Here is a 20,504-nt window from a genome sequence, read left to right as displayed (position 1 = left end):
CGTATCAAAGTCTTAATTCATTGGTGGGGTCGCCAAACTATTCAAAAAATAAAACAAATATATAAACGTTCGAAACATGGTGGTTTTTTGCCCTTTTTCCGAATAAAATATAAGGAGAAGATATTTGATTAAAGATTTAGAAGAGTATGAACATTTAACAATTACAAATAACTTTATTTTCTGCAAAATTATGCAGTATTATCCTGATTTATGTAAGGAATTGGTTGAACTTATTTTAAACAGGAAAATTGGAAGCATAGTTAAGAATGACAGCGAGCATACTATAGAAACGAGCCCGGATGGCAAGGGTGTTCGCTTGGATGTGTATTTTGAAGATGATCTTTCTTGCATGTATGATATTGAAATGCAAGTGATCGATAATAAGGATTTGCCACGCAGATCAAGATTTTATCAAAGCATTATCGATAACAGAGATCTGGAAAAGGGGTATGATTACACACAGCTTAGAGATAGTTATGTGATATTTATATGTCCCTTTAACATCTTTGATGAGTATGGCTACCATATTTACACATTTCAGGCACGTGCAAAGGAAAACACAAACATTATTTTGGAAGATGGGACATCAAAAGTATTTGTTTGTGCAAAAGGATGCAGTGATGATGTTTCCGAGAATATGAAATTATTTTTGGATTATCTTTCCGGTGAACTTAGCGACAATAACTTAGTTAGAAAACTGGATGATGCTGTCAAGTTTGCCAGGAAAAGCAAAGAATGGAGGGCAGAATATATGCTTACACAGCAAGACAAATTGATAATGCAGCACGAATATGAAGCTCTTCTATCTGAGAAGGACGAAGCCTTGGCAGAGAAGAACGAAGCTTTAGCAGAGAAAGACAAAGCCATAGCAGAGAAGAATGCTGAGATTGCCAGGCTTAAAGCACTCTTGGATAAAAAAGAGTAAACTTAGTATAGTCCAAAAACTATAAAAATCAGGGTGTAACGGAAGGAATGAACCCTTCGCTACACCCTGCATTATTATATAAATACTTAGAGAGAAAACAGTTTATTTACCTTTCAGGATGCAAGAAATCATAGGTCACTTTTCCGTTTTTGCAAGCTATAAGATGTTCTTCGGGATCGGTCTCATCGAGAAGAATTACATATACATGCCTATCATATTTTTTATAAGCAGCATACAATGTTTCACTTATATCTCTCATTGCTTCAACCATGTAATCCCAGGTGGGCTGGTACGTTTCGTCTATTGCAGCCAGTTTTACAAGGTCGTTCATTCCGGTATACCACATCTCAACAACTATACGGTCATCATAGGTTCTGAGATTGTAGCCGCTGCTTTCATCATCATCACAGCTTGATTTAAGCAATTCGTCGGTATAAGCAACAAGTTCATCTAGAGTCATAGCGTCCACTTCAGGACTGATTTCCACAGTGGTTTCTTCTGTTACTGTCCCTGCAGCTGGCTCAGATGCGGATGTTTTTACAGTACCTGTCATTTGATTAGCGGCTAAAACCCTGACTGACGGAGCCATTACTAGTGACATCATTATTGCCAAAGCCGTAAATGTAGCAAGCTTCTTATTGATCTTAACCATAAAAAATCCTCCTAACGCCTAGTCTTTTTCCACGTTACTTATAAATCAATTATATTTTGCAAAGTCTTTTTTTAGCCATAAAAATCCTATTAAATACGCCTGAAAAAGATTTTATATATCAGTAAAAACACCAATAACTGAAACTAAATTTTTTACTTTTGCTCTTTTTCCGAATAAAATAGGAGGAGAGGATTTTTTAGAAAACCAATAAAACACAAAAACTCAACTATGGATGTTGTATTTGGGAGCGATTAAGGAGTCGTTATGAGAGTAACCGGCGGACTTGTTTTTGATAATAATTTCAGATTTGTGGAAAAAGATATATTTACCGATGGCGAATTCTTTGTCGATGGGGCGGCTGCTGTGAAGGAATCAGAAGCAACTTATGATGATAAGGCTGTTGATGCATCCGGATGCTATGTTATTCCCGGTCTTGTGGATATTCATGTCCATGGATGTATGGGAAGTGATTTCTGTGATGGAAGTTTGCAGGCTATAGAAAAGCTTCTGACCTACGAGGCATCCTGCGGGGTTACAGCGATTTGCCCGACAACCATGACTGTTTCAAAGGAGAAGCTCCTGAAGGTGGCTGATGCTACCCGGGAGTTCTTTTTGCATGCTGATTCAAAAGATAATACCGAAGAGTTTGCTAGGAAAAAATCACTACAAAATAAGGCACATTTCATTGGAATTAATATGGAGGGCCCCTTCATCTCGCCTAAAAAGAAGGGATCTCAGGAACTGTCGGATATTATCGCTCCTGATGTGGATTTTGCCAGAGAAATGATAAAAAGAAGCGGCGGAAAAATAACACTGATTGATATCGCTCCCGAAACCGAGGGAGCCATGGATTTCATAAGAGAACTCGCTGGGGAGGTGACAATCTCCATAGCTCATACGGACTGCGATTACAATACGGCTATGAAGGCAATGAACCTTGGGGCTCATCATGTCACTCATCTCTATAATGCTATGAGTCCATTTCTCCATAGGGCACCCGGAGTTGTAGGAGCTGCAGCAGATGATCCTGAGTGTATGGTAGAACTCATAACAGATGGAGTTCATCATCATCACAGCGTGGATCGAAACACCTTCAGACTTATTGATAAGGACAGAATTGTTCTTATAAGCGACAGCATGCGTGCCACCGGACTTCCGGACGGAAGCTACGAGCTAGGCGGTCATGAGGTGCATGTAGAGGGCAAGCGTGCCCTCCTTTCAGACGGAACCATCGCTGCCAGCGTAACTAATCTCTATGACTGTATGATTACTCTTGTTAAGGAGATAGGAATTCCGCTTGAGACAGCAGTGCAGTGCGCTACCATCAATCCCGCAAAATCAGTTCATGCTGATGACAAGCTTGGCAGCATAACTCCCGGAAAATATGCGGATTTTCTTCTTGTTGATAAGGACACACTTGAGCTTAAGGCTGCTTTCTGTAAGGGAAAATGTGTTATCTGATGTATTTTAATATATGGATATAGGCACTAATTATGAGATAATTGCCAAGATGCAGCCTGCTTTTGCTATATATTGGTAGTATTCTACAGACAATAAACCAAGATAAAGCTGATTTCAGTTATATATTGGTATTATTTTTGCAAATCTGAACCAAGATATAACCGGTTTTAGAAATATCTTGGTATTATTCTGAATACTATGGACCAAGATAAAGGCGATTTTAATAATATCTTGGTGATATCGAAGTAATCCCATACCAAGAAAAGCTACAAATAGCCCATATATTGGTACTGGTTCCCCTCACCCCCAAAAATCACAAGACACTTTCAACAATAATGTGCACATTTTTAGTATCACAAGCGTAAAAGGATATCTAAAACAGCTTTCGGTACTTGCAGGTCTTATTGCGGGCTATAATGGAGATAAAATAATTTTTTTATAGTATTTATACATAAATTCTTTATCGTTATTTAATATAATCACCAATTGATTTGATGTACCATATATTTATAGATATTTTGCCCTCAGTGTCGGAACGACTCCTTTACAAGGAAGGTGAACGTCTTGAAAAATATACGGAGATCAAGTCAAATCTTCATAGTTTTGCTATGCACCTTTATGGTGTTTATTAGCACTACTATGTCTTCAAACAGCGTAGCGGCAGCTTCAAAGAAACCACTTATCGTGGGTGTTCCGGCTGACCGCTGCCCTATGTATTATGTTGATCATCGGACAAACGAAATTGTCGGTATAGGGGCTGATCTTCTGCGTAAAGCAGGAGATGCAGCCGGCTATGAAGTACAGTTTAGGGCAATGCAGGAAGGAAATATTAAGGCGGCCCTCGATAATGATAAGTATGACCTTGTCATGCCGCTTGGAAGTGCTATTTCAAGCGAGGGTGGTCTGCAAAGTGTCATAACGGATGCCTTGGTAGAGACGCCGATGACACTTGTTACTGTGAGTAATCCGGAACTTCCTGCATTTAACAAGTTAAGAGTAGGTATGCTTAAATCTCAGGCAGGTATTGCGGAGACACTCAAACAGACTGTACCGGGAATGGATATAACTTTATACGAAGATGTTTCTGAATGTGTGAGCGTGCTTAAGGCGGGAAAAGTTGATGCACTTTTGAATAATGCATATGTATGGAGCTACCTGCTTCAAAAGCCATTCTATTCGAATCTGAGGGTTCATCCGACGGAAGTCATTTCCATGGGAGTTTATGCAGGCGCGCCTGATACTTCAAATAGCCGTAAGATTATTGAGAAGCTGAACAAGGAAATAGCAACGATTTCAGATAGTGAAAAGCAGGCTATTATTCTTGATTACACGACAAGAAGGCTATACAAATATAATCTTTTGGATTATCTGTACGCGTACAGAGTTATTCTGGGATTATTCTTTATAGTTGTCGTGGTTGGAGCCATTATGTACTTCAGACTCAGAAAAGCCTACAAGATCGCAGAGGAAGCTTCCAGGGCTAAAACTCTGTTTCTTGCAAATATGTCCCATGAGATCAGAACCCCCATAAATTCAATTATGGGTATGGGGGAACTTGTGCAGAGAGAGACGAACGACAAAAAAATCAAGCAGTACGCATTCAATATAAACAGTTCTGCCAATGCGCTTCTGTTCCTTGTGAATGATATTCTTGATTTTTCCAGGATGGAAGAGGGCAAGTTAAAGATAAAAAAAGAGTCCTATCATTTATCGAGCATGATTCACGATGTCAATATGATGATTACAGAACGTGCAGAGAGCAAGGGACTTTTCTATAATCCAATAGTTAATCCGAATATTCCCGATGGGCTTATCGGCGATGAATCAAGGCTGAAGCAGGTCCTGATAAACCTTCTTACAAACGGTGTGAAGTACACCATGGCAGGCTTTGTGGAGCTGAATATAGACTTTACAAAGGTTGAAAATGATTGCATCGATTTGAAAATTCACGTCAAGGACTCAGGCATTGGAATGAAACCTGAGGAGCTTGATAAACTGTTTAGTACCTTGGAGAAAATTGAAGAAGGCAATAGAAGATCCCTTGAGGGGATAGGGTTGGGCTTGAGTATTGTCAAACAGATTCTTGATGGAATGGACAGCAAGCTTGAAATTAAGAGTTCGTATGGCGTAGGTAGTGAGTTTTCCTTTGTAGTAAGACAGAAGGTAGCCAACTGGGAGAAGATAGGGGCATATGACAAAATTGATGAGGAAGTTGCTACCGGACAGGGCAATTACAGTCCAAGCTTTATTGCTCCCAATGTAAAAATCCTGGCAGTTGATGATAATGAACTGAATCTTAAGGTTGTTACAGGGCTTCTGGAACGTACAAGGATGACAGTGGATACTGCCCTTAGTGGAAAGACGGCTCTGGATCTCCTTAGCAAAACGAAATATGACATTTTGCTGATAGACCACCGTATGCCCAAGATGGATGGTGTAGAGCTCCTGAAGCATATCAAATACGATGCTGATGGAATAAATTATTACAGCGTTTGCATAGTCCTTACAGCTAATGTTGTCAGCGGAGTAAGAGACATGTTTATTAAGGCCGGTTTTGATGATTATCTGGAAAAACCGGTTAACGGAAAACGTCTCGAGGATATGCTGAAGAAGTATATTCCGGCTGAGAAAATAATTACTCCGGGAAACGTCGAGGCTAATGCTATTGAACAAAATATTGGTAATGGCTCGGAAGAAACTGAAGGCAGTGACGATAATAACGAAGAACCTCCGGTAGTCAGATCCGACACTAAAAAAGTGCTTAACAGTCTGGAGAAAGAGGGCTATATCGATATCGAAGCAGGAGTGGACTACGCCGGAACGGAGGAATTGTTTGTCGATACACTTCGTTTCTTCAGGGACAGCGTGGATAAGAAATCGGATGAAATAGAAGAGCTTTACTTTAAAGAAGAAATTGAGGATTACACAACAAAGGTTCATGCACTAAAGAGCTCCGCCAGAATAATCGGAGCGAGGGACCTGTCCGAAAAAGCAAGACTTCTTGAGGAAGCCGGAAATCGCGGAGACCTTGATTACATTAAAGATAATAATGGCGAATTGCTTGAAGATTATCGAAAGTACAAGGAGGTACTGAAGCAGTTGTAGTGTCTGTGAGAGGATAAGCAGTGAAGGCAAATACTTATCGGAACAAGAAATACAACCTGCTCGGAGTGGGAACCATTTCATTCGGTATTGCAGTCAATGTGATTATTTCCTATGTGTCCTATAAATTGGACTTGCCGATTTTTCTCGATACAATAGGAACCATAATTGTTGCTGCAATGGGTGGACTGTTTCCCGGGATAGTGACAGCTGTAGTGACCAATTTGATCTGCACTGCATTTAATGACATTGCGGTTTATTTTGGATTCGTAAACACTCTGGTTGCTATCTATGTAGCATGGTTTGTAAGAAAAAGATCGTTTCGTAAAATTCAAAATATAATCCTGTTCATACTGGTTTCGGGAAATATAAGCGGCGGAATCAGCGTGCTTATTCAGTGGGGCCTTTTTGGAGGCCCTCAGCAGGACTACACTCTGAGAATCCTTTCTGCGATCGGTGCAGAAGATGAATTTTACAGGTTCTTTATGTCTCTTGTAATAAACATCTGCATGGATATTATTGACAAGAGCATTTCTATAGCAGCAGCGCTTGCGGTTATTCATTTTATTCCATCTAAAGCGCGGGATATCATGCAGGAGATGGGATGGAGACAGCGGCCACTGTCGCCTGAAGAAATCCGGGAGATGGATGAGCATGCAGGTAAAACTCATCATTCCGTGAAAAGGCGAATGACGCTTATGCTGCTGGCGATTTCTGTTGCGCTTGTTGCAATAATCAGTGAGCTTGGAATAAGACTCTATTTTGATAATACAAAACAAGAAAGAATGCGGGTTGCAACTACTGCAGCCGATTTTGCTGCGTCCGTTGTTAATCCTGATATGATCGACTCCTATATTGAATACGGGAAAAACATGTCCGGTTATAAAGAGACCGAAGAAATGCTCAGAAAGATTAGGGAAAATGCAAACGGAGTAGATTATCTTTTCGTTCTTCAGTACAGAGAAGACGGCTGCTACACCGTTTTTGACCTTGGGGATGAGAACGGCAACACAAACCCTCCGGGATCTGTTCTTCAGGTTGAAGCTTCAATGGCACCATACCTGTCACAGCTTCTTGCGGGCGAGGAAATAGAACCGATAGAAACTGATACCATCAATAAATGGGCGCTTGTTACTTACAGTCCTGTCAGGGACAGATTCGGGAAAACAGTTGCCTATGCGGGTGCTGTGGTTTCTCTGTCATATATGGCAGATTATATGGGTAATTTTATCCTGCGTGTACTTCTTAGTATGTCAGGATTATTCGTGCTGATTCTCGCCTATGGAATGTGGTATACAGGCGCATTTACAACCTATCCGATAAATAGCATGGCTCTTTCAGTAGAGGATTTTATAGGTGCTGGTACCGACCAGAAAAGACTCGATGCAGCCGTGAGAAAATTGCGAGCTCTTGATATTCATACAGGCGATGAAACAGAAAAACTCTATAAGGCTATCTGTGACATGGCACTTAATCAGACAGAGCAGTTCAGAAGTCTTCGCAGATTTTCCGAAAATACCGTGAAAATGCAGGATGGTCTGATCATAACGATGGCTGACCTCGTCGAGAACAGAGATTCCGATACCGGAGCACACGTCCAGAAAACAGCAGCCTATGTGAAGATAATAGTTGAGGGACTTAAGAAAAAGGGATATTACGCTGAAAAAATTACACCGAAATTCATATCAGACGTTGTTCGAAGTGCGCCTCTTCATGATATCGGAAAAATAAATATCCCCGACAATGTGCTTAATAAACCGGGAAAGCTTACGCCTGAAGAATATGAGATTATAAAAACGCATACCACCGCGGGCAAAGAGATTATGGAGAAAGCCATAAGTACGGTGGAAGGCGCGAACTATCTTAAGGAAGCAAGAAATATGGCAGCATATCACCATGAGAGGTGGGATGGAACAGGTTATCCCGAAGGCTTACACGGTGAGGTGATTCCGCTCTCTGCAAGAATTATGGCAGTTGCGGATGTTTTTGATGCGCTTACTTCTCCCCGGGTTTATAAACCGCCGTTCACCCTGCAGGAATCCCTTGCGATGCTGCAGGATGGTGCCGGAACACAGTTTGACCCCAAGTGTGTGGAAGTGTTTATGGATGCCCTGCCTGAAGTTAAGGTAGTGCTTAGAAAGTACAATGAAAATGTGAATATGGAGGTTGCCGATGAGTAAGAATTCTTTAAAAACAAGGCTAGCGGCAGCCTTTACAGCATTTGCATTATTCCTTACCATAGCGGCGAAAGCTTCTGTGGCAGTAAGTGCTGCAGGAGATACCGGCGATGGGGAAAGCTATGATTTTATTTCGGATGCCGCAGTAACTGCACAGAATTCTCTGGATGAATACTCGCTGTATGGTGGCGGATACTCTGCTACGGGACAGATTCCCGGGGTATCTTATACTGCGAAACTGTATACTGCTGAAAAAGGCCTTCCGACCTCAGATGCCATGTTTTTACTTGGAGCAAGTGACGGTCACGTGTGGATTGGCGGCTACAGCGGAATAATAAAATATGATGGAACAGAGTTTACGAGACTGGACACTTCTGACGGACTGACCAGTGCGAGAGCGTTTTTCGAGGACAGCCTTGGCAGAATATGGGTTGGGACAAACGATAACGGAGTTGTAATACTCGATGGAGAGAAAAGGACCTGGCTTACATACGATGACGGTCTCCCTTCATCTTCCACAAGGGAGTTTGCAGAGGATAATGCCGGTAATATTTTTGTCGGAACCACAGCCGGTGTCTGCTATATAGATAAAAATATGCAGATACATACTTCTGTAGATGAGAGATTAGCGGATGAACGTGTGCTGAAGATGGATTCTGATAGTACGGGAAGAATCTATGGACAAACATCAAGCGGTATTGTTTTTGCGATAGATGACTGCGCGGTCAGTGAGCTCTATACCAGTGAAGAACTTGGACTCGGGAAAATAACAAGCCTTGCAGCAGACCCTTACAATAATGGTAAGCTATATTTCGGAACAGAAGGAAGTAACCTGTTTTACGGGGACTTTGGCCTCAATGCCAAAGCACTAAAACGTATATCGGTATCACCACTTGAGGGTGTTCATTGGCTTAGCTATGACTGCGGACGTGTATGGGTAGCTTCAAGAAGCATAGTGGGCTATATTGGTGATGAAGGTCATTTCCATGCTCTTCGAAATATTCCTATGGACAACAACATCGAGATGATGACTTCGGATTATCAGGGGAATATGTGGGTTGCATCTTCTACCCAGGGTGTGATGAAAATTGTGACAAACAATTTCATGGATCTCACCTATGAGGCAGGAATGGAAGAGGCGGCAGTAAATGTCACCTGTCTTATAAAAGGTAATATTTATACCGGTACGGATGAAGGTCTGAAAATTATTGGTAAAAATATAGGACAGGTAAAAAATTCGATTACATCTTTTGTCGGAGAAACAAGAGTCCGTGATATCGAAAGAGATCTGCTCGGAAATACCTGGATATGCACATATTCAAACGAGAAGGGACTTATCTGTGTCCTTCCGGATAATACTATTACTTCGTACACCGTAGAGAATGGCTTGCCTCATAACCAGGTGAGATGTATTGCCTTTAGTCCCGATGGCACAGCTGTTGCGGGTACAAATGACGGAATTGCCCTAATTAAAGACGGTGAAGTGGTAAAAACATTTACCGCGAAGGACGGAATAAAGAATTCTTTAATACAAACGATTTTTGTCGATGATTCCGGGATAATATTTGCAGGTTCGGACGGCGGAGGAATATATGTTATAGAGGGTGATAAGGTTTCGCATCTTGGAAGAGATGACGGGCTTACAAGCGATGTCATAGTTCGAATTATGAGAGATGACAGGCGCGGTGTTTGCTGGATTCTTACCTCCAATTCAATAGAATATATGAAGGACGGAGAAATAATTCCAATAACGACTTTCCCTTATAACAACAACTATGACATTGCATTTGACGATAAAGATAACGCATGGGTTTTATCCTCCTATGGAGTATATGTTGTAAACGCAAATCTTATGCTCAGGAATGAAATCAGTGATTACAGATTATACACTGTTGAGAACGGACTTCCTTACGGAATTATGGCCTATTCCTTTGCTACTAAGGACTATACGGGCAACCTTTATATTCCCGGAAGGAACGGTGTTATCAAGGTCAATATCAATGACTATTATGAAGAAAACGAAAAAGTTAAAACCGGTATAAGTTCTGTAGTTTGTGATGACAAGGAAGTTCCAAGGAGTGAGGACGGATCATACAGGATACCGGCTTCAGATGGAAGAATTCAGATTTCTGCCTCTGTTATGGATTACACAATGCTTAATCCTCTGGTAAGGGTATTCCTCGAAGGCGGGCAGGATGGTGGCATTACTGTGCTTAGGAGTAAGCTTTCACCACTTGAATTTACAAATCTCAAATATGGCAATTACACCTTGCACATTCAGATATTGGACACCAGAACCGGCGACATTTTACAGGATGATACCTACACAATTATAAAAGAGGCAAAATTTACCGAGCTTTTCCTGTTCAGAATGATAATGGCTTTGATTGTCATCGGTATTTTAGGGCTTTTAATCTGGAGAATATCGACACATTCAGTAGTGCAAAAACAGTATGCGGAGATCCTGAAGGCAAGGGACGAGGCAGAGCAGGCAAACAAAGCAAAATCCAGATTCCTTGCAAACATTTCCCATGAGATCAGAACACCTATAAACACAATTATGGGAATGAATGAGATGGTTCTGAGAGAGGATTCAACAGGAGTTCCCAAGGGATATTTTATGTCCATGATGAACTATGCTTTTGATATTAGAAATGCATCGGAATCCTTGCTGGGACTCATTAATAACCTGCTTGATATTTCAAAGATCGAATCCGGAAAAATGCACCTGGTGGAGCAGGAATACGATACTCAGGAGATGCTGCGTTCAATCGTATCCATGATACGTGTGAGAAGTACGCAGAAAGAACTGACCTTTGATGTCATCGTAGATGAAATCCTGCCGAAGCGCCTGTACGGTGATTCCGGGAAAATAAAGCAGATAGTTTTAAACCTTCTTACAAATGCGGTCAAATATACAGATTCAGGAGGCTTTGCTCTGATTGTGTCCATGGATGAACGTGAGGATGATATAGCTGGTCTTCGCTTTTCGGTAAAGGATACAGGAATCGGTGTCAAGGCCGAGGATATGGAAAAGCTGTTCACAGCATACGAAAGACTTGAAGAGGAGAAAAACGCAAACATTCAGGGAACAGGACTGGGACTTGATATTTCCAGACGTTTCGCCGAGCTTATGGAAGGAAAGCTATGGTGCGAAAGTATTTACGGTGAGGGCAGTGAATTTATTCTTACCGTGAAGCAGCGCATAGTTGACAATACTCCTCTTGGAGCATTCATGGAGCATGACGAAAATTCGCCTAAGGGACCTTATATTCCTAAGTTTATAGCACCTGATGCAGATATTCTGGTGGTTGATGATAATCCCATGAATCTCAGTGTTATGAAGGGACTCCTTAAAGCCACAAAGGTATATGTGACGACTGCTTCGAGTGGAGAGGATGCTCTGGATAAGATAAAGGATTCCTCCTTTGATGTGGTACTTCTCGATCACATGATGCCCGGGATGGACGGAATAGAGACGCTACAGAAGATCCGTGAGCTAGAACCCGATCTTCCGGTATACGCACTTACCGCAAACTCCATTGCAGGAGAGGAATTCTATCTGTCGAAGGGCTTTAATGGATATCTTGAGAAACCGGTGGATACTGAAATCCTGGAAAAAACCATCATGCGTCATCTGCCTGAAGAGAAGATGGAAAAGCCGACAAATGACTATGTGGTGGAAGAGATTACTGAGATGCCTGAAACCATGCAGTGGATATACAGCACAGAGGGCATAGATGTAGAAGAAGGTATTAAGAACTCCGGCGGTATTGCATCATATATTTTTGCTCTTGAGCTTTTCCTTGAAACAATTGACGGTAACTCAAAGGCATTAAATGATGCGCTTGAAAACGGAAACATAAGGCTTTACACGATAAAGATACATGCACTGAAAAGTTCTGCGCGTATTATTGGAGCAAAGGCACTTTCCGAGCTTGCATTTAAGCTTGAGGAAGCGGGAAATAAGTCGGATACTGATTTTATAGATGAAAATAATGATAAGTTCATGGTGGAATACCTGGCATATAAAGAAAAGCTTGCAAAGCTAAAGCAGGGAGATACCAAAGAGGAAGAGGAAAAGGAAGAAATATCACCTGAAGAACTTGCAGATGCTTATGCCGCTCTTTCTGATGTCGTTCCGCAGATGGATTACGATGCGGTTGAGATGATTCTTGAGCAGCTTTCACATTATAAGCTTCCGGAAGAAGACGAGAAAAAGATGAAAGAACTGGAAACCATGATGAAGAACTTTGATTGGGACAATATGGAAGAATTGGTAAAATCATTGTAGTAAAGGGGAAAAACAATGACGACAAAACGGATGCTTTTCATAGGAGATAAGGAATCATTCATTATTCGTGTCCTTATTGGCAAGGTCAGGGATGCGGGGGTGGACTGCGTGTTTGTTCCGTGTACTGTGAACAGTATAAATGAGAATTGGCAGGATACGCAGCTTCTGGCATTTTACATCGATGATGCTCCTAAGTCTAAGGAAGAAGTCATCCATTTCCTGACAGACAGTATGGAAGAAAGGGGTGCTGAGCTTATCCTTATCGGAGAACAGCTTGATCTTGAGTATGTTTCAGATCATATTCCTGAAGAACTGGTATACAGAACATTTTCACGACCGGTTGATAATCAGGAATTTGTTGATGCCGTAAGTGATTACTTTACGAAGGTCGATGCGGGAGAGTTCAGGAAAAGCATACTCATAGTAGATGATGATCCCCAGTATTTATCTCTTGTGAGGCAGTGGCTTAAGGAAGATTACAAGGTTGCTATGGCTAACTCCGGACTGCAGGCCATAAAGTACCTTGGGAAAAACAAGGTGGATCTCATACTGCTTGACCATGAAATGCCGATCACAACCGGTCCCCAGGTGCTTGAAATGCTCAGAAATGATGAGGAGACAAAGGATATTCCTGTGATTTTCCTCACCGGCAAGGGAGATAAGGAAAGCGTAATGGCAGTTGTTGCGCTAAGACCCGAAGGATATTTTTTGAAGGATATTAAAAAGGGAGAACTCCTTGAAAAACTGGATGAATTTTTTATCCTCCACAGGTAGTTATGTTAATAGGAGTAGTAGGATATGTTTGAATTTATAAGGGCATATCAGCTGGATATCATGCAGTGGCTCTGCGCTGCATGTACGACAATTGCATTCCTTTTGTTTATTACAAGATTCCTCGACAGGCGGAGAAAGTGGATCCTCATAGCAATGGAGTTCACAGCAACTTTTCTCCTCTTTTTCGATCGTCTTTCCTACGTATACCGTGGCGATCTTTCGCCTAAGGGTGTTTTTTTGGTGCGCATCAGTAATCTTTTGGTGTTCTTTTTGACTTCACAGGTGGTTTTTGTATTCAATATTTATCTTTATGATATTTTGAGAAACGTGGAGGGCGAAATACGGATTCCGAGAAGACTGCAGTTTTCAGGAGCGGCAGCAGCCTTCGGGATGATCTTTTCCGTGATAGCACATTTTACAGGTTTCTATTACTACTTTGATGAGAACAATGTCTATCATAGAGGTCCGGGATTTCTTGTGTGTTACATTGTTCCCGTAATATGCCCAATCATCCAGTATACAGCTGTCAGAATGTATAGAAAGAGAATAGCCAGGCTTATTTATATAGCACTTACGGCATACATTTTTGTTCCGATAGTAGTCGGGATTATTCAGATATTTGCCTATGGTGTTTCCATCGTAAACATGGCAATGGTTGTGGTATCAATCCTTATGTATGTGTTCTCTTACCTTGACATTAACGATACGGTTGAGAAGGCGCAGCGTGTTCAGATGCACGAACTGCGTGAGGAGAGGCGGAGTATGAAGCGCCTCTTTGATCAGACAGCGACAGCTTTTGTGACAGCAGTTGAAAAGAAGGATTCTTTTTCAGTGGGAACTTCCGAGCGTGTTGCGGATTGCGCCAAAAGGATAGCGGAGATTTACGGGAAAAGTGCTGAGGAGTGCGATGAGATATATTACGCAGCGCTTCTGCATGATGTCGGTAGAATAGGAATCGCTGATAATCTTATTGATAAGAATGAAAATTTAACGGATGAGGAGCTTCAAATTGTAAAGCAACAGCCGGTCATCAGCAGTGAAATATTATCCAGTATCAGGGAGTATCCTTCTCTAAAGACCGGAGCTCTTTACTGTCATGAAAGGTATGATGGCACAGGATATCCTGATGGCTTAAAGGGAAAAGAAATTCCTGAGATAGCAAGGATAATAGCGATTGCTGATGCTTACGGCGCCATGATGGCTCCGAAAAGCTACCGCGATGCTTTACCTTATCTCACCGTGCGTGAGGAACTTATCAAGGGATCAGGCACGCAGTTTGATCCGGATTTTACCGACATTATGGTTAAAATTCTGGATGAAGATAGCAGAAGTGAAAGTCAGGAGGAAATTAAGCTTCAGAAGACGCTTAAGTGCAGGAAGTACAGAGACAGTATCTCCGTGGGAATTCCGGTTAATACAAAGGAGAGGGAGATCATTTTTTCCTCCAAGAGGGCAGGTGGAGATAGTAAGAGCTTTTCAGCCCCTTCAATTATTCTGTTCGACTCCTATGACAGAATTGTGCATGACAATCAGAAAGCCATAGAGGCATATCATTATCTGGAATTCGGTGAAATATGGTTTGACGGGCATTATATCTCCACAAGTGCGAGAGAGGTGGAGATAACCGAGGCAGAGAAAACAGCATTAGATGGAAAACGTAAATACAGCATTCAGGCGGCAAAATTTGAGGATCATTTGTCACTGCAGATGATTAGCCCCGAGCACATTTTTAATGTTATTGTTGCACTGCCTGATAAATCAAAGGCTGTTTATATCGGTATCACCGGTGAAAACTGTGATATAAATGATATCGAAGTTCAGCTCACAGGAAGAGAGATTAAGGAAGGTGATATAAGGAAAATCGTTGGTGATGTAAGCTTCATCGAGAGGATGGAATCCGATGTCCCGAATGTCCAGGTAAACGGCTTCCGCAGCGCATCTACTCAGGGGATAAAGGTTGAAGACGGTCTTAATATCAAATTCCATAGCATGACACTTCCCGATGCGGATCTTGTGTGGCATTGTCCTTACATAGTTCTTTTCTCCTCCGAGGATGGAAACATAGGAGGAAGCGGGTATAAGGAATATGCGCTTATTAAGATAAACGGCGAGGAAGAGGAAGTAGAGACCAACGCCCGCAACAAATTTATTATGAAAAAGAAGGACACCTTCCCAGGGTGGGATGTCTGGAAAACTGAAAATAAGGCAGGAATTGAGAGTGAGATAAACTTTATTAAGCGAGGAAACAAGATTACAACGATTACTGAGAATCTTGGTATCTACATAGAAAATATCACTGAGGTATCGGGAATTGGAGAGATTGTTTACGCGGCTCTGACCGGCGATGAAGTCGCCCTGACTGACATCAGAATAAGATAAAAAATGGCACAGACGCCTCTAAGAGGAACTGTGCCATTTCTGCGTTTAAACATCAGTCTTCAAATGATACATCAAAAAGACCACTTGTGATATCTGCTTTTATGTACTTTTCTTTATTATTGTCTGTTCTGAATTTGCGCTCTGTTATAGTGCCGCCAACCTTGATGGTTCCGGAGGTTGCATCTATATTAAAGTCGTAATCGTCCTTTTTTCCGGCAATACCAAGCTTCATATCACCTGAAGTGGATTGAAGATCAGCTTTGTTCACCTTGAATTTCTCAAAGACCATAAGACCGCTTGTCATATCGGCACTGAGTTCATCTGTTTCGCAATCTGTAAGGTGCATATCTCCCGAAGTGAGTTCGAGGCTCAGTTTGTCAGTGATGACTTTATCGAGATTGATGTCACCTGAAGATGCGGATACCCTAAGATCCTCGGACTTTATGTTATCAAGCTTTACAACTCCTGAAGATACGTCGACTTTTCCCTTGATATCAACACTGTCGACAGCTATTGTGCCGGAAGAAGCCTCGAGCTTGGTATCGATTATTCCGGCATTATCGGGAACGGTGATCTTGTAATACTGCTCGCCATTTCTGTCTAAATTGAAGCTGAGAAGAATTCCGTTGTGTGACGGCTGATTTATCTTAAGCTTCTTGCCTTTTTGATCTACCTTGGGGATGTTGTCCTCATAGGCGCAGTACTCAAGCTTATAGGAATCGCCCCTTACAAGATATGTGTTGATTGATGCTGTATCCACGTCCAGCTCGTCAAATTCGGAAAGCTTTATAGTATCTTTTACCAGTTCTTTATTTGCTCTTGCGCTAGCGCCGTTTGAGCCAATTGCGATAATGGGGCTGGCACCGAGAAGTATTCCTGCGCCGAGGATTATCGCACCGAAAGCTACCATCACACCTGCTACCATAAATACAATTCTATTATTCATATCGCGTCTCCCTCACTTTCTTATTTCTAAAAATCGAACGGAAAAATGCTTTAACAAATATAATAAGTGCATAGGTAAGTGCTATTCCAAGACCTGCCATGATCAATCCTGCACCTATTGTGAAGAACTTCTGGCCTATTCCGGGAACCATCACGCCCCAGAATATGGAAGCAAAACCTGCTGCTGCAATTGCAACTGCTGTAATTACCAGTGATAAGAGTATGGCCAGTAATGCTATGCCAAGTGCAAACACAACCGCAACTGCTGCAATTCCAAGGGGCAGTGAGAGAGGGAGAGATATTATGCCAAGTATTGTGAGCCATAAAACTGTGGCCTTTCCCTTTACTGTCTTTTGCTCCTCGGTGTTCTCTATGTGCTTTTGCGTGCACTGTTCGATAATACTTTTGGCAACTTCCTTGGGAGTTCCGAGCTTTGCTACAACATCCTCGTCTCCGGTAAGTTCCATGTCGGAAATATATCCATCGTAATACTCGATAGCATCCAGCCTGTCGTCGACAGGGATGAGTCTTAATCTGTTATCGAGTTCATTTAAAAATTGTTCCTTGTTCATTCTGTCATCCCCTCCTCAGAACTCTTGGCGATGTCTGATCCTGTCCCCTTTATCAGACCGTCGATTTTGTCTTTGTACTCGTTCCACTCGCCTTCATAGAATCCAAGCATCTGTCTGCCCTCATCCGTGATTGCGTAATATCGTCTGTTTCGCCCCTGAAATGGAGCATCATAGGTTCTTAGGCACCCTGACTTCTGAAGCCTTCTGAGAACCGGATAGAGGGTTGATTCCGAAATATCCACCACCTGACGCACCTTTTGTGTCAAAGTGTAACCATATGAATCTTCACTTCTAACTATTCCCAGAACGCAGGCATCAAGTAGTGGTGCTGTTAATTGATACGTCATGCTTGTCGCTCCTTTCTACTGTTTTTTTTGATCATACAATATTATATAACGTATAGTATTATAAATGTCAACACATTATATAAAAAATAATAATATAACAGGAATAAGGATGAACTGTTTTGGGAATGAACATAATATGTTATTATATTGGTAAGAGGCAAAGACGCTTACATCAGTGGCGTTCTTTGCCTTTTTGTTTTACATAGTGTTTTCTCGCATGGAGGGCTTCGTATGGCAGCATTTGACAGAATATTGTCCGGGATTCCGGAGATGGATAAGGCACTTGATAACATAAGACTTGGAGACAACGTGGTTTTCAGAGTTTCAGAACTCTCGGAGTTTAAGCTTTTCGTGGATCCATATATTGAGCAGGCAAAAAAGGATAATCGTAACATTATCTATTTCAGGTTCGCATCTCATGAGCCTTTAGTGGAGGACTGCCCGGAGGTCAAGACTATCCATATTCCGCTGTCGCATCGCTTTGAGACCTTTACCGTTGAGATACATAACATTATAGATAAAGAAGGTAAGGACGCCTTCTATGTGTTTGATTGTCTCTCGGAGCTTCAGATTGCCTGGGCGACCGACCTTATGATGGGTAATTTTTTTAGAGTTACCTGCCCGTTTCTATTCATTCTTGATACAGTGGCCTTTTTCCCGATTATAAGAGGTAAACATTCATATCATGCTGTTAATAAGATTCTCAATACAACTCAGCTTTTCCTTGATGTTTATTCGGATACCAGAAATGTCTATGTGAGGGCGGAGAAGGTCTGGAACCGCGACTCGGAGACTATGTTTCTTCCTCATATCTATAAGAAGGAGGAAGGAACCTTCAGACCTATTCTGGATGGTGTCCAGTCAAGCCGGTTTTACCAGGTGCTTGATAATTTCCAGAGGCCCGGTGAGGATCAGTACATCGACTTCTGGGACAGATTTTTCAACATGGCGAAAATGCAGTACGACAATCACATGGACATCGAGGAGTCCTGCAATATGATGTGCAATATCATGATGACCCGCGATGAGAAGATGAGGCAGATGGTGAAAAAGCACTTTAGGCCGGAGGATTATTTCAACGTTCGAAGTCACATGATAGGTACCGGACTTATCGGAGGAAAAGCCTGTGGAATGCTGCTTTCAAGAGCAATCATAAGGAATATGGCTCCCGAAATTAACGAGGTATTGGAGCCCCATGATTCATTTTTTATAGGTTCTGATATCTATTACACCTACATCGTCGACAATGAATTTTGGGATATCCGTGTCAGACAGAGAACGGAAGAGGAGTACTTCTCCCTTGCGGAGGAATTTGCAGATAAGCTGAAGACGGGAGTTTTCTCGGAGGACCTCAGAACTCAGTTCGGACATATTCTGGAGTACTACGGGCAGGATCCGTTTATCGTAAGATCCAGCAGTATCCTTGAGGACGGTTTTGGTAATGCTTTTGCGGGAAAATATGAATCGGTATTCTGTGCCAACAGGGGTACTCTTGAGGAGCGCCTATCGGAGTTTGAGAATGCCATAAGGACTGTATATGCGAGCACCATGAGTCTGTCAGCTCTTGATTACAGAAAAAGAAGAAGGCTTGATAAGAGAGATGAGCAGATGGCATTGCTTGTTCAGAGAGTTTCAGGCTCCTATTACGGGCAGTACTATATGCCCTGTGCGGCAGGAGTCGGCTATTCCTACAGCCCCTACAAGTTCCTCTCGGGCATTGATCCCAAGGCAGGAATGCTGAGACTTGTCATGGGACTTGGTACCTCAGCTGTCGACAGAACCATGGGTTCCTATCCTCGTCTCGTTAGCCTTGATATGCCTGAAGCGACTTCAGCCGTGACGATAGCGGAGAAACACCAGTTTTCACAAAGGGCGGTCGAAGCCGTGGATGTGGGCGAACACACGCTTAAGAGACTTGAGCTTCGCGACATCGAGAGCAAACTTCCAATGTATCTTATAAATACGCTCCTGGAGCATGACTTCGAGGTGGAGGATTCACTCAGGGAGCGTGGAATCTACCGCGATGTGAGATTCATTTCCTGCAGAGGACTTGTGAAAAAAGAGCAGCTGATGACTCAGATGCAGCAGCTTATGCAGGTTATCCAGAAGGAATATGAGCACGCAGTGGATATCGAATTTACAATGAACCTCTCAGAGAATGGGGAATATTCGATAAACCTTTTGCAGTGCAGACCGCTGCAGATATTCAAGGATACTGCGGCAGTTGAGATTCCTGAGAATATTCCGAAGCAGAACATTATTCTCGAGAGCATAGGAGCATCGATGGGACTCTCCAGAAGCGTTCCAATTGACCTTATCGTCTACGTGGACCCTAAGGCTTATTACAACATGCCCTACGCAGAGAAGTCCGGCATCGCCAACCTCATCGGGAAAGTCAACTGGACCTACAGAGAACAGGGTAGACACATGATGCTCATCGTGCCCGGCAGAATCGGAACTTCATCACCTGAACTCGGAGTACCCACAACTTTCGCTGATATCAGTGAGTTTGAGGCTGTTTGTGAAGTTGAGGAAAAGGAAGTGGGCTACAATCCCGAGCTCTCCTACGGAAGCCACATCTTCCAGGATCTCGTCGAGGCTGACATCCTCTACACCGCTGTTTTTGCGAATGAAAAGACTCTTGCTTTCGCTCCGGATAAGTTCTCCGCATATAAAGATATCTCCTCTGATTTTATAAGTGATGAGAAAAATAAAGACATAGCAAGGGTCTACGACCTCAAAGGCAGCGAACTTACTTTGTACTACGACCTCGAGAACAACAGATTGCTATTGGTATAGATCGTAAATAAAAATTTCTTCCCCCGGTAAATAATTTGAACTTTTATTACGATATATAAGTATAGAACAAATTATGA

Annotated in this window: 12 protein-coding genes; 8 read left to right on the top strand and 4 right to left on the bottom strand. The window is 42.2% G+C overall.

The window, feature by feature from the left end; genetic code table 11:
* The first annotated feature begins 124 nt into the window (after positions 1 to 124).
* Entirely contained in the window at positions 125 to 925 is an 801-nt protein-coding gene (locus G596_RS0104610; RefSeq protein ID WP_022760669.1) for an Rpn family recombination-promoting nuclease/putative transposase, read from the top strand.
* Between the two features lie 106 nt (positions 926 to 1,031).
* Here the strand turns inward: G596_RS0104610 and G596_RS0104605 are convergent, their stop codons facing one another.
* Positions 1,032 to 1,577: a hypothetical protein gene (locus tag G596_RS0104605; protein ID WP_022760668.1), complete on the bottom strand. Its 546-nt coding sequence runs from the start codon at positions 1,575 to 1,577 to the stop codon at positions 1,032 to 1,034.
* Positions 1,578 to 1,841: 264 nt separating this feature from the next.
* Between G596_RS0104605 and nagA the strand changes: the two genes are divergently transcribed.
* The 6 genes from nagA (at position 1,842) to G596_RS0104575 (ending at position 15,764) form a co-directional block, all read left to right on the top strand.
* The gene (gene nagA / locus G596_RS0104600) at positions 1,842 to 3,038 is read left to right on the top strand and encodes an N-acetylglucosamine-6-phosphate deacetylase (protein WP_022760667.1); all 1,197 of its coding nucleotides are present in this window, start codon (positions 1,842 to 1,844) and stop codon (positions 3,036 to 3,038) included.
* A gap of 618 nt (positions 3,039 to 3,656) precedes the next feature.
* Positions 3,657 to 6,143, top strand: coding sequence for a response regulator (locus tag G596_RS20925; protein ID WP_155829136.1), 2,487 nt, complete (start codon positions 3,657 to 3,659; stop codon positions 6,141 to 6,143).
* 20 nt (positions 6,144 to 6,163) lie between these two features.
* Positions 6,164 to 8,320, top strand: coding sequence for an HD domain-containing phosphohydrolase (locus tag G596_RS0104590; RefSeq protein ID WP_022760665.1), 2,157 nt, complete (start codon positions 6,164 to 6,166; stop codon positions 8,318 to 8,320).
* Positions 8,313 to 12,611 carry a hybrid sensor histidine kinase/response regulator gene (locus tag G596_RS20920; RefSeq protein ID WP_022760664.1) on the top strand — a complete coding sequence of 1,433 codons (4,299 nt, stop codon included), beginning with the start codon at positions 8,313 to 8,315 and terminating at the stop codon, positions 12,609 to 12,611. The genes G596_RS0104590 and G596_RS20920 overlap by 8 nt, the downstream gene beginning before the upstream one ends.
* A gap of 15 nt (positions 12,612 to 12,626) precedes the next feature.
* Positions 12,627 to 13,385, top strand: a complete 759-nt coding sequence (locus G596_RS20915; protein WP_022760663.1) for a response regulator — start codon at positions 12,627 to 12,629, stop codon at positions 13,383 to 13,385.
* Positions 13,386 to 13,409: 24 nt separating this feature from the next.
* On the top strand, positions 13,410 to 15,764 hold the full coding sequence (locus G596_RS0104575; protein ID WP_022760662.1) for an HD domain-containing phosphohydrolase: 2,355 nt from the start codon (positions 13,410 to 13,412) through the stop codon (positions 15,762 to 15,764).
* A 52-nt stretch (positions 15,765 to 15,816) separates the two neighbouring features.
* On the opposite strand, the gene G596_RS0104570 is transcribed toward G596_RS0104575, so the two are convergent.
* Genes G596_RS0104570 through G596_RS20910 form a run of 3 tightly spaced genes read right to left on the bottom strand, consistent with a single transcriptional unit; the run spans position 15,817 to position 17,628 of the window.
* Complete coding sequence (locus G596_RS0104570; protein ID WP_022760661.1) at positions 15,817 to 16,710, bottom strand: DUF4097 family beta strand repeat-containing protein; 894 nt, start codon at positions 16,708 to 16,710, stop codon at positions 15,817 to 15,819.
* A complete protein-coding gene (locus G596_RS0104565; RefSeq protein WP_022760660.1) occupies positions 16,703 to 17,281 on the bottom strand; it encodes a DUF1700 domain-containing protein in 579 nt (192 codons plus the stop codon). Before G596_RS0104565 ends, G596_RS0104570 begins: the two co-directional genes overlap by 8 nt.
* Positions 17,278 to 17,628, bottom strand: coding sequence for a PadR family transcriptional regulator (locus G596_RS20910; protein WP_022760659.1), 351 nt, complete (start codon positions 17,626 to 17,628; stop codon positions 17,278 to 17,280). The genes G596_RS0104565 and G596_RS20910 overlap by 4 nt, the downstream gene beginning before the upstream one ends.
* A gap of 231 nt (positions 17,629 to 17,859) precedes the next feature.
* On the opposite strand from G596_RS20910, the gene G596_RS0104555 reads away from it, so the two are divergent.
* A complete protein-coding gene (locus G596_RS0104555; protein ID WP_022760658.1) occupies positions 17,860 to 20,427 on the top strand; it encodes a PEP/pyruvate-binding domain-containing protein in 2,568 nt (855 codons plus the stop codon).
* Positions 20,428 to 20,504: the final 77 nt, after the last annotated feature.

Origin of the sequence: Butyrivibrio sp. AD3002 (genome assembly GCF_000420905.1) — a bacterium.
In the GTDB taxonomy this organism is placed as follows: domain Bacteria; phylum Bacillota; class Clostridia; order Lachnospirales; family Lachnospiraceae; genus Butyrivibrio.
This window is presented reverse-complemented; position numbering and strand designations above follow the sequence as displayed.

Excerpts from the sequence above, each read along its gene's own strand:
- G596_RS0104570 (WP_022760661.1), bottom strand. The coding sequence starts at position 16,710 with ATGAATAATAGAATTGTATTTATGGTAGCAGGTGTGATGGTAGCTTTC.
- G596_RS20915 (WP_022760663.1), top strand. The coding sequence starts at position 12,627 with ATGACGACAAAACGGATGCTTTTCATAGGAGATAAGGAATCATTCATT.
- G596_RS0104605 (WP_022760668.1), bottom strand. The coding sequence starts at position 1,577 with ATGGTTAAGATCAATAAGAAGCTTGCTACATTTACGGCTTTGGCAATA.
- G596_RS20925 (WP_155829136.1), top strand. The coding sequence starts at position 3,657 with ATGGTGTTTATTAGCACTACTATGTCTTCAAACAGCGTAGCGGCAGCT.
- G596_RS20920 (WP_022760664.1), top strand. The coding sequence starts at position 8,313 with ATGAGTAAGAATTCTTTAAAAACAAGGCTAGCGGCAGCCTTTACAGCA.
- G596_RS0104575 (WP_022760662.1), top strand. The coding sequence starts at position 13,410 with ATGTTTGAATTTATAAGGGCATATCAGCTGGATATCATGCAGTGGCTC.
- G596_RS0104555 (WP_022760658.1), top strand. The coding sequence starts at position 17,860 with ATGGCAGCATTTGACAGAATATTGTCCGGGATTCCGGAGATGGATAAG.
- G596_RS20910 (WP_022760659.1), bottom strand. The coding sequence starts at position 17,628 with ATGACGTATCAATTAACAGCACCACTACTTGATGCCTGCGTTCTGGGA.
- G596_RS0104565 (WP_022760660.1), bottom strand. The coding sequence starts at position 17,281 with ATGAACAAGGAACAATTTTTAAATGAACTCGATAACAGATTAAGACTC.
- nagA (WP_022760667.1), top strand. The coding sequence starts at position 1,842 with ATGAGAGTAACCGGCGGACTTGTTTTTGATAATAATTTCAGATTTGTG.